Source organism: Streptomyces spirodelae (assembly GCF_017676385.1).
GTDB lineage: Bacteria > Actinomycetota > Actinomycetes > Streptomycetales > Streptomycetaceae > Streptomyces > Streptomyces spirodelae.
Window position 1 is genome coordinate 157662 of sequence record NZ_JAFFZN010000013.1, and the last position, 13653, is coordinate 171314.

13 protein-coding genes are annotated in these 13653 nt (G+C 71.4%); 6 read left to right on the forward strand and 7 right to left on the reverse strand.

All coding sequences use genetic code 11. From position 1 onward, the window contains the following. Nucleotides 1–122: 122 nt before the first annotated feature. Nucleotides 123–968, reverse strand: a complete 846-nt coding sequence (locus JW592_RS16190) for a PHP domain-containing protein (protein ID WP_209265831.1) — start codon at nt 966–968, stop codon at nt 123–125. Nucleotides 969–1104: 136 nt separating this feature from the next. Then, nucleotides 1105–1746, reverse strand: a complete 642-nt coding sequence (locus JW592_RS16195; protein WP_209265780.1) for a DUF6758 family protein — start codon at nt 1744–1746, stop codon at nt 1105–1107. A 213-nt stretch (nt 1747–1959) separates the two neighbouring features. Here JW592_RS16195 and JW592_RS16200 point away from each other — a divergent pair, with 213 nt between their 5' ends. After that, nucleotides 1960–3180, forward strand: coding sequence for an MFS transporter (locus JW592_RS16200; protein WP_209265781.1), 1221 nt, complete (start codon nt 1960–1962; stop codon nt 3178–3180). A 38-nt stretch (nt 3181–3218) separates the two neighbouring features. Here JW592_RS16200 and JW592_RS16205 read toward each other — a convergent pair whose 3' ends face one another. After that, the gene (locus JW592_RS16205) at nt 3219–3812 is read right to left on the reverse strand and encodes a suppressor of fused domain protein (RefSeq protein ID WP_209265782.1); all 594 of its coding nucleotides are present in this window, start codon (nt 3810–3812) and stop codon (nt 3219–3221) included. Nucleotides 3813–4336: 524 nt separating this feature from the next. Here JW592_RS16205 and JW592_RS16210 point away from each other — a divergent pair. Both JW592_RS16210 and JW592_RS16215 read left to right on the forward strand, forming a co-directional pair. After that, complete coding sequence (locus JW592_RS16210) at nt 4337–5467, forward strand: magnesium and cobalt transport protein CorA (RefSeq protein WP_209265783.1); 1131 nt, start codon at nt 4337–4339, stop codon at nt 5465–5467. Nucleotides 5468–5476: 9 nt separating this feature from the next. Further along, on the forward strand, nt 5477–6043 hold the full coding sequence (locus JW592_RS16215; RefSeq protein WP_209265784.1) for a hypothetical protein: 567 nt from the start codon (nt 5477–5479) through the stop codon (nt 6041–6043). 132 nt (nt 6044–6175) lie between these two features. Here JW592_RS16215 and JW592_RS16220 read toward each other — a convergent pair whose 3' ends face one another. Continuing rightward, entirely contained in the window at nt 6176–6949 is a 774-nt protein-coding gene (locus JW592_RS16220; RefSeq protein WP_209265785.1) for a hypothetical protein, read from the reverse strand. Between the two features lie 215 nt (nt 6950–7164). Here JW592_RS16220 and JW592_RS16225 point away from each other — a divergent pair, with 215 nt between their 5' ends. Genes JW592_RS16225 through JW592_RS16235 form a run of 3 tightly spaced genes read left to right on the forward strand, consistent with a single transcriptional unit; the run spans nt 7165 to nt 10222 of the window. Next, nucleotides 7165–8493, forward strand: coding sequence for a magnesium transporter MgtE N-terminal domain-containing protein (locus JW592_RS16225; RefSeq protein ID WP_209265786.1), 1329 nt, complete (start codon nt 7165–7167; stop codon nt 8491–8493). Continuing rightward, nucleotides 8486–9019 carry a DUF1003 domain-containing protein gene (locus tag JW592_RS16230; protein WP_209265787.1) on the forward strand — a complete coding sequence of 178 codons (534 nt, stop codon included), beginning with the start codon at nt 8486–8488 and terminating at the stop codon, nt 9017–9019. Before JW592_RS16225 ends, JW592_RS16230 begins: the two co-directional genes overlap by 8 nt. A gap of 45 nt (nt 9020–9064) precedes the next feature. Continuing rightward, nucleotides 9065–10222, forward strand: coding sequence for an Mrp/NBP35 family ATP-binding protein (locus JW592_RS16235; RefSeq protein WP_209265788.1), 1158 nt, complete (start codon nt 9065–9067; stop codon nt 10220–10222). Nucleotides 10223–10318: 96 nt separating this feature from the next. Here JW592_RS16235 and JW592_RS16240 read toward each other — a convergent pair whose 3' ends face one another. The 3 genes from JW592_RS16240 to JW592_RS16250 all read right to left on the reverse strand — a co-directional run bounded on the left by JW592_RS16240 (nt 10319) and on the right by JW592_RS16250 (nt 13624). Next, nucleotides 10319–10975, reverse strand: coding sequence for a hypothetical protein (locus JW592_RS16240; protein ID WP_209265789.1), 657 nt, complete (start codon nt 10973–10975; stop codon nt 10319–10321). Between the two features lie 222 nt (nt 10976–11197). Then, nucleotides 11198–11719, reverse strand: a complete 522-nt coding sequence (locus JW592_RS16245) for a sec-independent translocase (protein WP_209265790.1) — start codon at nt 11717–11719, stop codon at nt 11198–11200. A gap of 108 nt (nt 11720–11827) precedes the next feature. Next, a complete protein-coding gene (locus tag JW592_RS16250) occupies nt 11828–13624 on the reverse strand; it encodes a trypsin-like peptidase domain-containing protein (protein WP_209265791.1) in 1797 nt (598 codons plus the stop codon). Between the last annotated feature and the right edge of the window lie 29 nt (nt 13625–13653).

Below are 13653 nucleotides of genomic sequence, written 5' to 3' on the forward strand. Positions count from 1 at the left end.
ACGGCGGCGCGGACTCGGCGCTGCGCACAGCGCTCGCGCAACTGCGCGCGCGGTGCCCGCGAAAGCGGCGCGCGGCCTCAGCGAGGGGGCGCGCACCGGGAAGGGTGCCGGAGGGCGGCCGTTCAGCCGGTGACGGGCGTCGCGCCTGAGCCGCGCGCCGCGATCTCGGCGTATACGTCGGGCGCGGTGGTGAACTCGCCGAGTGCGAGGGTTTTGCGGCTGCCGTGGTAGTCGCTGGAGCCGGTGGCCAGCAGACCGAGGTCGGCGGCGAGCCCGTGCAGCCGCTCGCGGGTCTCGGGCGTGTGGTCGGCGTGGTCGGCCTCGATGCCGTCGAGTCCGGCCGCGGCGAGTTCCGCTATGGCGCTCTCCGGGACACACCGGCCGCGCTTGACGGCCAGCGGATGGGCGAAGACGGCGACCCCGCCGGCACCCTTGATCAGCCGCACGGCCTCGAACGGGTCCAGTTCGTGCTTGCTGACGTAGGCCCGTCCGTCACCTGCGATCCACTCCGGCGTGAAGGCGTCGGAGACGGTCTCGACGACGCCTTCCTCGACCATGGCCGCCGCGATGTGCGGACGGCCGACCGAGCCGTCGCCCGCGATGCGCTGGACCTGCTCCCAGGTGACGGGCACCCCCAGCTCGCGCAGCTTGCCGACCATGGCGCGGGCGCGCGGTATCCGGTCGTCGCGCACCAGCTCGCGTTCGCGCGCCAGCTCGGGCTCGGCCGGGTCGAAGAGGTAGGCGAGCATATGGAGACTGATGTCTCCCAGCCGGCAGGAGAGCTCGGCGCCGGTCACCAGGGTGAGTCCGGCGGGCAGCGCGGCGGCGGCCTCGGCGTGCCCGGCCACGGTGTCGTGGTCGGTGAGCGCCACCACGTCCAGTCCGGCGGCCGCCGCGTTGCGCACCAGCTCGGCGGGGGTGTCGGTGCCGTCCGAGGCGGTGGAGTGGGTGTGCAGGTCGATGCGCACTTCGTCGGACTCCGAAAGGTGGACGGCGGGACATGACGGGCTCATGGCGAGCGCTCACCAGGATAGCCGTACCGTCCGGCATCCCTTCCGGTGTTCCCGCGCCTCTTCCGGCGTCCCTTCCCGCGCCCCTTCCGGGTCAGGGGGAGATCAGCCGGGGCGAGAGCGCGCCGCAGGGCACCAGCTCCACTTCGGCGCCCGCGTCCCGCAGATCGGTCAGCACCAGCTCGTCGTAGAGCAGCAGTCCCGACTCCTGGGGCCAGACGACGGCCCACAGCCACAGCCCGTACGCCTCGCCCGCGAAGACGGCGCGGTCCTCGGGTGCTCCGCTGACGTGCCAGAGCGGGGTGGGGTGCCCGGCGGCGTGGAGCTTGGCCTGCGGTGGTTTGCCCGCGCAGATGGCGGGGCCGGGGTCAGGGCCCTCGATTCCGGCGTACCGGGCACCGAGTCCGACCCCCAGTTCCTCGGCGATCAGCAGCAGCTCACCGGGGCCGCCGAGCGGTGCGGGCCCCGAGCAGGCCACAGCGGTCGCCCGGCCGCCGCTTCTGTCGTCCCCCGCGCAGGCGACGCCGGTGAACAGCCACCCGACGGGGAGCGGCCACGGCATCCATACAGGCACCTGCGTCCGGCCCACCACGACGGCGAGCGCTTCGACGCTGGGCGGGAGGACCGGCTGGAGCGGGTGCACGGCGCCATGCACGCCGCACTGCCAGGTGTCGGCGAAGAGTCCGGGCGCCCTGACCCGGCCACCGCACTTCGGGCAACTGGGTTCGCCCCTCATGGGGCCTAACGGTCCTACCGGGTCGCCTTCCCGTCAAGGACGATCACCCACCTGGACCTGGGGCCTGAGCCGCACAGTGCGTGAGGGCCTCGGAAAAAGAGGCGATGACCTGCTGATCCTATAGGTGTCATTTGCATTAATTAGCCTGTCTAACTTATCGTGTGCACACACCAACCATTTCTCCCCGACGAGAACCGGTAAGGAGCGGCAGGCATGAGTGGTGATCCGTTCGACGAGGGCGGCGGCAGTATCCTTCGCCAGCCGAAGGCCGTATGGGCGACGGCGGGCGCGTCCGTCGTCGCCTTCATGGGCATCGGCCTGGTCGACCCGATCCTCCCCTCCATCGCGAAGGGCCTGGCTGCGACCCCGAGCCAGGTCTCCCTTCTGTTCACCTCCTACTTCCTGATCACCGCCGTGGCGATGCTGGTCACCGGCTTCGTCTCCAGCCGGATCGGCGGCCGCAAGACGCTGCTGCTGGGACTTGCGCTGGTGGTGGTCTTCGCCGGGCTCTCCGGCTCTTCGCACTCCGTCGGCGAACTGGTCGGCTTCCGTGCCGGCTGGGGCCTGGGCAACGCCCTGTTCGTCTCCACCGCGCTCGCGGTGATCGTCGGCGCGGCAGCAGGGGGCAGCGCCGCGGCGATCCTGCTGTACGAGTCGGCGCTGGGCCTTGGCATGGCCTGCGGGCCACTGCTGGGAGCCGTCCTGGGCGACGCCAGCTGGCGCTTCCCGTTCTTCGGCACGGCCGTGCTGATGGCCCTCGGATTCCTCGCCATCACGGCGTTCCTCAAGGAACAGCCCAGGCCCGCGCGGAAGACCTCACTGCTCGACCCCGTCAAGGCGCTCGGCCACGGCGGACTGGCCTCGGCTGCCATCTCGGCGTTCTTCTACAACTACGCCTTCTTCACGGTGCTGGCGTTCACCCCGTTCGTACTCGACATGTCGCCGTACCGCTCCGGTGCGGTGTTCTTCGCCTGGGGCGTACTGCTGGCGGTCTTCTCGGTACTGATCGCGCCGCGGCTCCAGGAGCGCTTCGGGTCGCTCCGGGTACTGGGCGCCTCGCTGGTCCTGATGGCCGTCGACCTGGTGGTGCTGGGATACGGCAACCACACAGCGGCCATCGCCTGCACCGTCGCCTCCGGTGCGTTCATCGGGCTCAACAACACCGTCTACACCGAGCTCGCGCTCGGCGTCTCGGACGCGCCCCGCCCGGTCGCCAGCGCGGGCTACAACTTCGTCCGCTGGTTCGCGGCCGCCGCCGCGCCGTTCCTGGCACCGAAGATCGAGGAGTGGACGGACGTCCATGTGCCGTTCCTGGTCGCAGCGCTCGCCGCGCTGGTGGGCGCCGGTGTCGTCGCAGCGCGGCGCGGAGCCCTGACGATGCAGGCCGAGGAATTGCTGCCCTCACCCGTGGAACCGCAGCCCGCGAAGGTCTGACCCGCTCACGCGCTGCGGCCGACGGGGCGGCCAATGGCTCATTCCCCCAGCGGAACCGCCCCGCGCAGTGGATCGCGGAGGTCCGTCTCGTGGCTGAGCCACCGCTGGCGGAGCGCTTCCGCGCCATGGACGCGCTTCCACGCGGCCTCCGTCGGCGTCATGGGCAGCAGCGGCAGGAAGCGGACCGGGTCACGGGGCGCCTCCAGGGGCAAGTCCTCGACCAGACCGCCGGGTTCGGCCACCAGCACGGAGGTGAAGGGCGCTCCGGGCCACAGCGGCTCCCCGGTGTCCAAAGAGGCGCCCGGGGCGACCACGACGCCCTCCACCTGTGGCGAGGCCGCCAGCACGGCCAGCGGCCGCAGGACCTTGTCCGTGTCGGCCGTCCCGGCGCGTACGGTCAGCAGCAGCTCGGCGCGCGGTCCCACCTCGGGGTCGGCGAGCGCCTGCGCCGGATCGGTCATCGGTGCGGCCGACATACCCAGGGTGGCGTAACGCACAGTGCCCGCATCGGCGTCCAGGAACCGCAGCACCTCGATGCGCTCGGTACCCAGAAAGGTGACCGAGGCACGGGCGTCGGGTTCGCCGAACGCCCTGCGCAGTCGGGAGTCGACCAGAGTCAGGACGTCGTTCATCCGGCGAGCATAGAGCGCGGTACGAGCACGTCCCGGCGGGGCACCGGTATGTAAGAAGGCGGCAAAGGCCCGTCGCGAACGGGCGCGATGGGCACGGGGACCGTTGTTGCAGTGCTACCGTTGGCTGCCGGTCAAGGCGTGTACACATCGTCCCCCACAGGGGCCCGGCCGGAGGAGGTGGGACTGACATGGATCCGAGTCGACCGTGCAGTACCAGCCGCTCTTCCTGCCGGCAGCGACCACGCCACTGAAGCCCTGAGCTTCTTTCGGACCTGATCTCCTCGCGGCCATGGGGCGCACTTGTTCCGAGGACCGAGCACCGGTTCTCCCGGGGTGCGCACAGCGGAAGAGCGTCCGCGTTTCGCAGTTTCGCATTGTTCCGTCTGTCAGCATTCGCCGTCGTCACGGCTTGCGTGTGGTGCCCGCTTTGCGGACCTCCGGGTGGTGGCCCGTAGGCCCCCGTTCCGGGCAGCACGACGCCCCGGTCTGTCGCGGCGGCATGGCACGGCACCGTGGAGGGCCCCATGTCGATGATCCGAGAGCTGCGCGCCGCTGTGCGCCCGGCACTGCGCAGGGACAACCGCCCGGGATACGGCGGCGGTTACGAGCGCGTCAGCGCGGCCGGTACCAGCAGTGCGGTCGTGGACTGCGGCGCCTACCTGGACGGCCGCCGGGACCCCGTCCAGCTCACCCCGGCCGAGGCGCTGCGTAAGGTGCGCTCGCCCGAAGGGCAGAGCAGGAACGGGTTCGTGTGGATCGGTCTGCACGAGCCCACCGAGGAGGAGTTCTCCGGGATCGCACAGGAGTACGGCCTGCACCCGCTGGCCGTCGAGGACGCGGTCCACGCCCACCAGCGCCCCAAGCTGGAGCGGTACGACGAGAGCCTGTTCACCGTCTTCAAGACGGTGCACTACGTGGAGCACGCCGAACTGACCGCCAGCAGCGAGGTGGTGGAGACCGGCGAGGTGATGTGCTTCACCGGCCGGGACTACATCATCACCGTCCGGCACGGCGGCCAGGGCTCGCTGCGCGCGCTGCGGCACCGGCTGGAGGACGACCCCGAGCTGCTGAGCAAGGGGCCCTCCGCCGTGCTGCACGCCATCGCCGACCAGACCGTGGACGGCTATCTGGCGGTGGCCGACGCCGTGCAGGACGACATCGACGAGGTCGAGATCGACGTCTTCTCCGACCGTTCGGGCAGCGGCAAGCGCGGCGGTGACGCGGGCCGGATCTACCAGCTCAAGCGCGAGGTGCTGGAGTTCAAGCGTGCCGTCTCGCCGCTGATGCGGCCGATGCAGACGCTCAGCGAGCGGCCGGTGCGGCTGATCGACCCGGACATCCAGAAGTACTTCCGCGACGTGGCCGACCACCTCACCCGCGTCAACGAGCAGGTGCTGGGCTTCGACGATCTGCTCAACTCGATCCTGCAGGCGAACCTCGCCCAGGCGACGGTCGCGCAGAACGAGGACATGCGGAAGATCACTGCCTGGGCCGCCATCTTCGCGGTGCCGACGATGATCGCCGGGATCTACGGCATGAACTTCGACTACATGCCCGAGACGGACTGGAAGTACGGCTACCCGGCGGTACTGCTGCTGATCGTCGCCATCTGCTACGGCATCCACCGGGGCTTCAAGCGGAACGGCTGGCTGTAGCCTGCGGCCATGAGCGTGACGCCGCAGCAGCCCGACAACCGTTCGGCACCCGACAGCCATCTGGACCGCGCGCTGATCGAGGAGACGGCCAAGAAGTCCGGACTCGTGTGGGTGCGCGGCCCGCAGGGACCGGCGCGCGCCCTGTGGCACGTATGGCACGAGGGCGCGGTGTGCCTGGTCGGCGACGGCTCGCTCGAACAGCCGCTCGCCGGGCTGGACCTGACGGACGGCGGCAGCGCCACCGTCACCGTGCGCGGCAAGGACAAGGGCGCCCGGCTCGTCGTCTGGCCGGCGCGGGTACGGGAGCTGCCGCCGCACGGTGCGCAGTGGGAGGCGGCCGTCGGCGAGCTGAAGGGCAAGCGGCTCAACGCGCCGGACGCCGACACCATGACCGAGCGCTGGGCCCGCGAGAGCCGGGTGCTGCGGCTGGAGCCGGTGGGGGCGTCCGTGGAGCGGCCCGGCGCGATGCCGCACGGCTCGCAGGCCGCGCCGCCGGTGGTGACTTCCGCCACGACGAGGCGGGCCCAGCCCGCGGGGTTGCCGCGGCTGCTGTTTCGGCGGCGCCGTCGCGGTTGAGGGCGTTGCTGCTGGGCAGGGGCTGCCCCTGGCTATTGTTTGCAGGCTGCGGGTTTGTTGTGGCTTAACGCGCCCACGCGGCGGAGCCGCATATCGGCACAGCCCCCGCGCCCCCGGCGGGGCGCGTGTCGGTCAGCCGCTCTGTTGGTCGGGGGAGATCTTTTTGCCGTAGTCGACGGTCTCCTCCTTCTTCGGGGCGTGCAGGGTGAAGCTGTCGTTCCAGTCGCTGAGCCGCACCGTCCCCGCGCCGCCCGCGCGGCGCATCCGGATCGGGAAGGGGGTGTCCTCCAGGGAGACGTCCATGGTGCCGCCGCGGCCCTTGCCCGCCGTGATGCGGATCGTCCGGGTGCCGGCCACCGTGGTGCGCTCCCCCGTCTCGCGCTTGCCCTGCATGGCCAGCAGTCCGTCCAGGAGGGTGTCCATGTCGGTGAAGACGCTCAACTGCTTGTAGGCCGGGTCCTGTTCGGGGACCTTGACGTACTTGCCCTTGAGCTTGGCCGCCGCGGCGATGTCGCTCTTGCCGGGCTTCTTGCCGCCCTCCTGCCGGGCCCAGAAGTCGGTGCCGGCCTTGAGGTAGAGGTCGCGGCCGGTGCGCAGGAGCTGGAAGGTGGAGCCGCCCTCGGCCGAGACCTCGCCGATGCCGCCGCTGTCCTTCAGCCGCATCTTGAGGCGGTAGGTCTGGCCCTTGCTGACGACGTTGCCGGAGACCCGTACGGCCTTGGCCCGCCCTGCCGCCGTCTTCGCCTTCCGCTCGATCTTGGCAGCCGACAGTTTGCCCACCCCGTTGGTGCCCGCGTCGGGATCGTCGCCGCCCCCGCCTCCGCACCCGCTCAGTGCCGTGCTCGCTCCGACGCAGAAGAGAGTCAGCAGCGCTGCACTCCGGGGTGCGCGGACGCGTCCAGTCACGGGCGTTCCTCCTGTGCTCGGCGGCGGCAGAGGGCACCCTACCCGGACCGGGAAGGGCCTCCGGAAGGCAGCCGTCCGGAGCACCCGGCTGCGACAGCTGTGGCGCCGGTCACGCTAGCCTGAAAACGGCATATACGTGCAAGAGTGATGTAAGGCCGCAAAGGGTCTCGACGTGGTGGCGAACGGTCGGTACGGCCGAGGAGGGCAGGCAGCTCATGGCAGCGAGCGCTCCCCGGGTCTTCGTCTCCCACCTGGCCGGTGTCGCCGTCTTCGACCCCAACGGTGACCAGCTCGGCAGGGTCCGCGACGTGGTCGCCCTGCTGGGCGGCCGACGGCGGGTGCCCAGCGTCCTCGGGCTGGTGGTGGAGGTCGTCAGCAGACGCCGGGTCTTCCTTCCGATGACGCGGGTGACGGGGGTGGAGTCCGGCCAGGTCATCACCACCGGGGTGCTCAACATCCGGCGCTTCGAGCAGCGCCCCAACGAGCGCCTGGTCCTCGGCGAACTGCTGGACCGCCAGGTCACCCTCAAGGAGACCGGCGAAGAGGTGACCGTGCTCGACGTGGGCCTGCAGCGGCTGCCCGCACGCCGCGACTGGGAGATCGACCGGCTGTTCGTCCGCAAGGGGCGCAAGGGCGGCGGCCTGCGCGGCAGACGCGGTGAGACGCTCACCGTCGACTGGGAGGCGGTGACCGGCTTCTCGCTGGAGGAGCCCGAGCAGGGCACCGCCAACCTGCTGGCCACCTTCGAACAACTGCGCCCCGCCGACCTGGCCAATGTGCTGCACCACCTCTCGGAGAAGCGCCGGGCCGAGGTGGCCGCGGCGCTCCACGACGACCGGCTCGCCGATGTACTGGAGGAGCTGCCGGACGACGACCAGGTGGAGATCATCAACAAGCTCGCCGACGAGCGCGCCGCGCTCGTCCTGGAGGCCATGGACCCCGACGACGCGGCCGACCTCCTCGGCGAGCTCCCCGAGGCCGACAAGGAGCGCCTGCTGGATCTGATGCAGCCCCAGGAGGCGGCACCGGTGCGGCGGCTGCTCAGCTACGAGGAGGGCACGGCCGGCAGCCTGATGACGACCGAACCGATCGTGCTGCGTCCGGACGCGAGCGTCGCCGAGGCGCTGGCCCGGGTGCGCAACGAGGATCTGTCCGCGCCGCTGGCCGCGCAGGTCTACGTGTGCCGCCCGCCGGACGAGACACCGACCGGAAAGTACCTGGGCATCGTGCACTTCCAACGGCTGCTGCGGGAGCCGCCGTTCGCGCTCGTGGGCGCCCTCGTGGACACCGATCTGCGCCCGCTGCCGCCCACGGCCTCGGTGCCGGCGCTGACGAGCTATCTGGCGGCCTACAACATCGTCTCGGCGCCCGTGGTGGACGAGGGCGGCCATCTGCTGGGCGCCGTGACGGTCGACGACGTACTGGACGACCTGCTGCCGGAGGACTGGCGCGAGGCGGCGGCCGTCAGCGGGCTGCCCGGCTTCCCGCCGGGAGCGGGCGAGGAGCCCGGGGAGCACAGGGCGCAAGGGAGCGGCGATGGCTGAGCGGGAGGGACCGCGGCTGGATGTACCGCGTACGCCCCGGCGTACGCTGCTGCCGACCTACGACCCGGAGGTGTTCGGGCAGTTCTCGGAGCGGATCGCCCGCTTCATCGGCACCGGCCGCTTCCTGCTGTGGATGACGGTCGTGATCATCGTGTGGATCGCCTGGAACATCGTCGCGCCGGTGGGCTGGAAGTTCGACGAGTACCCGTTCATCTTTCTGACCCTGGCCCTCTCCCTCCAGGCGTCCTACGCGGCGCCGCTCATCCTGCTCGCGCAGAACCGCCAGGACGACCGGGACCGGGTCAATCTGGAACAGGACCGCAAGCGCAACGATCGCAGCATCGCCGACACCGAGTTCCTCACCCGGGAGATCGCGGCGTTGCGAATGGGCCTGGGCGAGGTCGCCACCCGCGACTGGATCCGCTCGGAGCTGGCCGAGCTGGTCAGAGAGCTGGAGCAGAACGACCGCGAGGCCGCGGGGGCCCGGGAGCCGGGCCAGTCCCGGGAGAGTGACCAAAACCGCTGACCGGCCGCTTAGGAGAGCCCACCTACTCGGCCGTACCATGCATTCATGGCTACCGAGACCCAGGAAACCACCCCCACCGAAGACGCGGTGCGTGCGGCGCTCGCCACGGTGAACGACCCGGAGATCCACCGGCCGATCACCGACCTGGGGATGGTCAAATCCATCGGCATCGCGCCCGGCGGCGCGGTCGACGTCGGGGTCTATCTGACGGTCTCCGGCTGTCCGCTGCGCGAGACCATCACCGCGAACGTGACCGAGGCCGTACAGCGTGTGCCCGGGGTCACCTCCGTCAGCGTCGAGCTGGACGTGATGAGCGACGAGCAGCGCCGTGAGCTGGCCGCGTCCCTGCGCGGCGGCAAGGCCGAGCGCGAGATCCCCTTCGCCCAGCCCGGCTCGCTCACCCGCGTCTACTGCGTGGCGTCCGGCAAGGGCGGCGTCGGCAAGTCGTCGGTGACCGTGAACCTGGCAGCGGCGCTGGCCGCCGATGGAATGAAGGTCGGCGTGGTGGACGCCGACATCTACGGCCACTCCGTGCCGCGCATGCTGGGCACGGACGGGCGCCCGACCCAGGTCGAGGACATGATCATGCCGCCGTCCGCACACGGCGTGAAGGTCATCTCGATCGGGATGTTCACCCCGGGCAACGCCCCGGTCGTCTGGCGCGGCCCCATGCTGCACCGGGCGCTCCAGCAGTTCCTCGCCGACGTCTACTGGGGCGACCTGGACGTGCTGCTGCTGGACCTGCCGCCCGGCACCGGTGACATCGCCATCTCGGTCGCCCAGCTGGTCCCCAACGCGGAGATCCTGGTCGTGACGACCCCGCAGCAGGCGGCAGCCGAGGTCGCCGAGCGTGCGGGCTCCATCGCGGTGCAGACCCACCAGAAGATCGTCGGCGTGATCGAGAACATGTCCGGCATGCCCTGCCCGCACTGCGACGAGATGGTCGACGTCTTCGGCACCGGCGGCGGCAAGCAGGTCGCCGAGGGCCTCACCCGCACCACCGGCGCCGAGGTACCGGTGCTGGGCGGTATCCCGATCGACATCCGGCTGCGCGAGGGCGGCGACGAAGGCAAGCCGGTCGTCCTCAGCGACCCGGACTCCCCCGCGGGCAAGGCGCTGCGCACAGTCGCCGACAAGCTCTCCTCGCGCCAGCGCGGCCTCTCGGGCATGTCGCTGGGGCTCACCCCGAGCAACAAGTTCTGAGCCGCACCCAGCACAGCGCACGGACCCCCGTACGGAACGTCTCCGTACGGGGGTCCGTGCGTGTGCGGCGGGCCGCGTGTGCGTCCAGCGGGGCGCTCAGCCCTGCTCGTACTCGGTGATGTCCTTGACCACGGCGAAGCCGAGGCCGTAGGCGCTCATCCCGCGCCCGTAGGCGCCCAGGTGGACGCCCTCCTGGGCCGATCCCGCGAGCACCCAGCCGTACTCGGACTCCCGGTAGTGGAAGTCGGTGGGGATGCCGTCCACCGGCAGCGAGAGGGTGCTCCAGCCGGAGCCTTCCAGGTCGTCGGCGAGCTCCCAGGCGACGCTGGTCTGCTGGTCGAGCCAGTCCTGGCGCAGGCTGCGGTCCATCTCCATCGGGAAGCTGCACGAGAGCAGCCCCGAGCCCGCCAGCCAGGCGGCGGTGGAGACGGAGGTGGCCTCCAGCGTGCCGGTGCCGTCCGCGCTGCGCCGCACCGGGCGGCTGGCGAGTGTGACGACGACGGCGAAACTCTGGTTGTCGGAGGAGGTCTCGGCACGGAGGGAGGGCTCCTCGCCGTGACCGGTCGAACCGTGCTCGACCGTGCCGTCGGCCGCCGTGCCCACCTGCATCAGCCAGCGTGGCCCGGTGAAGGCCGCGTCCAGGCCGTACCACGGAAAGGCTGCCATCAGATAGTCGTCCACCGCCCGCCGCGCGCCGGGTACTCCCTGTGCGGCGGGCTCGGTTTCACCGGCTGGCCGACTCGTCGTCTCCATCTGTGCGACGCCTCCTCATTGCCCTGTTGCCTGGGCAGCCGAGCTCCTCGGACGGCGACCCCCGACACTGGGAGGATAGCCACACCGGTCCGCCGTGTCGGTCATGCCCGGTGGATCAGGACGCGGTGCGGGTGGCGAGATGGACGGCAAAAGCCGTAGATGTCCCAGTGGGGCGAAGCCCGAGGTGACGCGATCGTTGCCTGATGAGCCGTCAGCCAGGACTCAGGTGGCGTCCGCGTCGAACGGCGGCGGGTCACTCTTGCGCAGCACATCCCCTTGGACCGGACGGCCGTTCACCCCGTCGGCGGTGTGCTTGGTCAGGTCAGGGCCCTGCTTCCCGGCCGGCTGGATGCTCTTGCCTGCCGCGGCGCCGTTCCCTTCGGAGCCGCCCCCGTGCCCGGTGCCGTTGCTCCCGCGGTCGGTCCCGTTGACCGCGTCGGTGACTTCGGCCAGATCCTTGCGCAGGTCGAAGCTGTTGGTGATCTCCTTGATGCCCAGGTCGTCGTTGTCGAGCAGATGCTTGCGCGCGAACGTCTTCGGATTCAGGTCCTCGAACTCGAAGTCCTTGAACTCCGGCCCCAGCTCACTCCTGATGTCCTCTTTCGCACTGTCGGAGAACTGCCGCACCTTGCGGATGAACGCGGCGACGTCCTGGATCACCTTGGGGAGCTTGTCGGGGCCGAACACCAGCACTGCGAGCACGATGAGCGCGACCAGCTCCAGTGGTCCTATATCGAAGAACACCGTGCAGCTCCCTCACTCCGTCCACGGCTCTTGCAGCCAGATGTCACGGTACCCGCCCGCGGCCCGCGAGCGGGAGCCCGCCCCGTCACCGGCTGCCCTCCCCCGCCGTCAGCCGGTGGCCGAGCCGAGCGTCACCCGCACGGTCCGCTCCGCGCCCCCGGAGCCGCCCCGGCGTACGGTCAGCTTCAGCTTGTCGCCGGGACGGTGGCTGCGGATACGGACGATCAGCTCCTCGCCGCCGGACACCAGCTTGTCCCCGACCTTGGTGATCACGTCGCCCTCCTTCAGCCCCGCCTTGTCGGCCGGTCCGCCCCGTACGACCGCCTCGCCGTTGCCGCCGTTGCCGCCGGCACCGCCGATCCGCGCACCCTCGCCCTCGTACTCCATGTCGAGCGAGATCCCGATCACCGGGTGGGTGGCCCGGCCCTCGTTGATCAGCTCCTCGGCCACCCGGCGGGCCTGGTTGACGGGGATGGCGAAGCCCAGACCGACGCTGCCGCCGCCACCGCCCTCGCCGTCGGGCAGTACCGAATCGCTGCCCCCGCCCTTGATCGCGCTGTTCACCCCGATGACCCGGCCCCGGCTGTCCACCAGCGGACCGCCGGAGTTGCCCGGGTTTATCGGAGCGTCCGTCTGGAGCGCGTCCACATAGCTCAGCTCGCTGCCCGGCTCCTCGCCGCCCGCCGTGATGGGCCGTTCCCTGGCGCTGACGATGCCGGTGGTGACCGTGCCGTCCAGGTCGAAGGGAGCACCGAACGCGATGACCGGGTCGCCGACGCGGACGGAGTCGGAGTTGCCCAGCGGCAGCGGGGTCAGGCCCGAGACGTGCGAGACCTTGATCACGGCCAGGTCGTAGCCGCTGTCACTGCCGATCACCTCGCCGGTCGCGGTCTGGCCGCCGTCAAAGGTGACCCGCACCGCGCCTTGGCCCTCGGCGGACTCGACCACGTGGTTGTTGGTCAGGATGTGGCCCCGCCGGTCCAGCACGAAACCGGTCCCCGTCGCCTCCGCGCCGCCGCCGCGCGTGTGCAGCGTGACGACGCCGGGCAGGGTCCGGCGGGCGATGCCCGCGATGCTGCCCTCGGGGCGCTCACCGCCCTCGCCCGCCGGTCCGGCGGCGGTCTGGGGCAGCTTCACATCGCTGACATTGCCGTTCCGCTCGACGTAAGCGCCGATGAGTCCACCCGCACCGCCCGCCACCAGGGCCAGCACCAGGCCGCCGACGACGATCCGGGACCTGCGCCGGGAACGCTGAACGGAGACCTGGGGGACTTGGTGGGCCTCGGGGAATCGTGGGGCCTGGAGGGCTTGGGGGGCCTCGTGGACCTCGGCGGCGTCAAGTGCTGTGACGGGCGGCTGGGGCGACGGAGCGGCCGGAGTGCCACCGGGGGCGGCCCCGGGGGCTCCGGGGGCGTTCCGAGGGGCTCCGGGAGCGTTGCCGGGGGCGCCCTGACCGGCACCGCCGCCGAGCGTTCCTGGGGCGCTGTCCGGGCCGCCGGTGGGCACGCCGTAGGGCGGCGTCGCACTGCCGGGTGGGAGGGCTACGCCCTGGGGCGGGGTGGCGGACGGGCGCTGGACGGGCGGTGCGGGAGCCCAGGGGCCCGGTCCCCCGTACGGGGGTGTCGAGTACGGGTCCACGCCGTGCAGCGGCTCAGGACGGGCGGCGGGAACCGGCGCAGCCGCCGCCTCACCGGCCTCCGCCCGGGGAGCCGCCTCGGCCTCCGTCCCGAGTGGCATTCCGGGTGCCGTTCCGCCTGCCGCCACGGGTGCCGTTCCGGTGGCTGTCCGTGCCGCCTGCGGCTGCGCGGGCCCCGCCTCGGCTCCGGGCGTCGGCCGGCCGCCGGGAGCCCAGCGTGGGCGGCTCCACCACTTCGGCTGCTGCCCGGTGGCCTTCGGCTCGTCCATGCCCTCTCCAGTTGGTCACCCGCACTGTC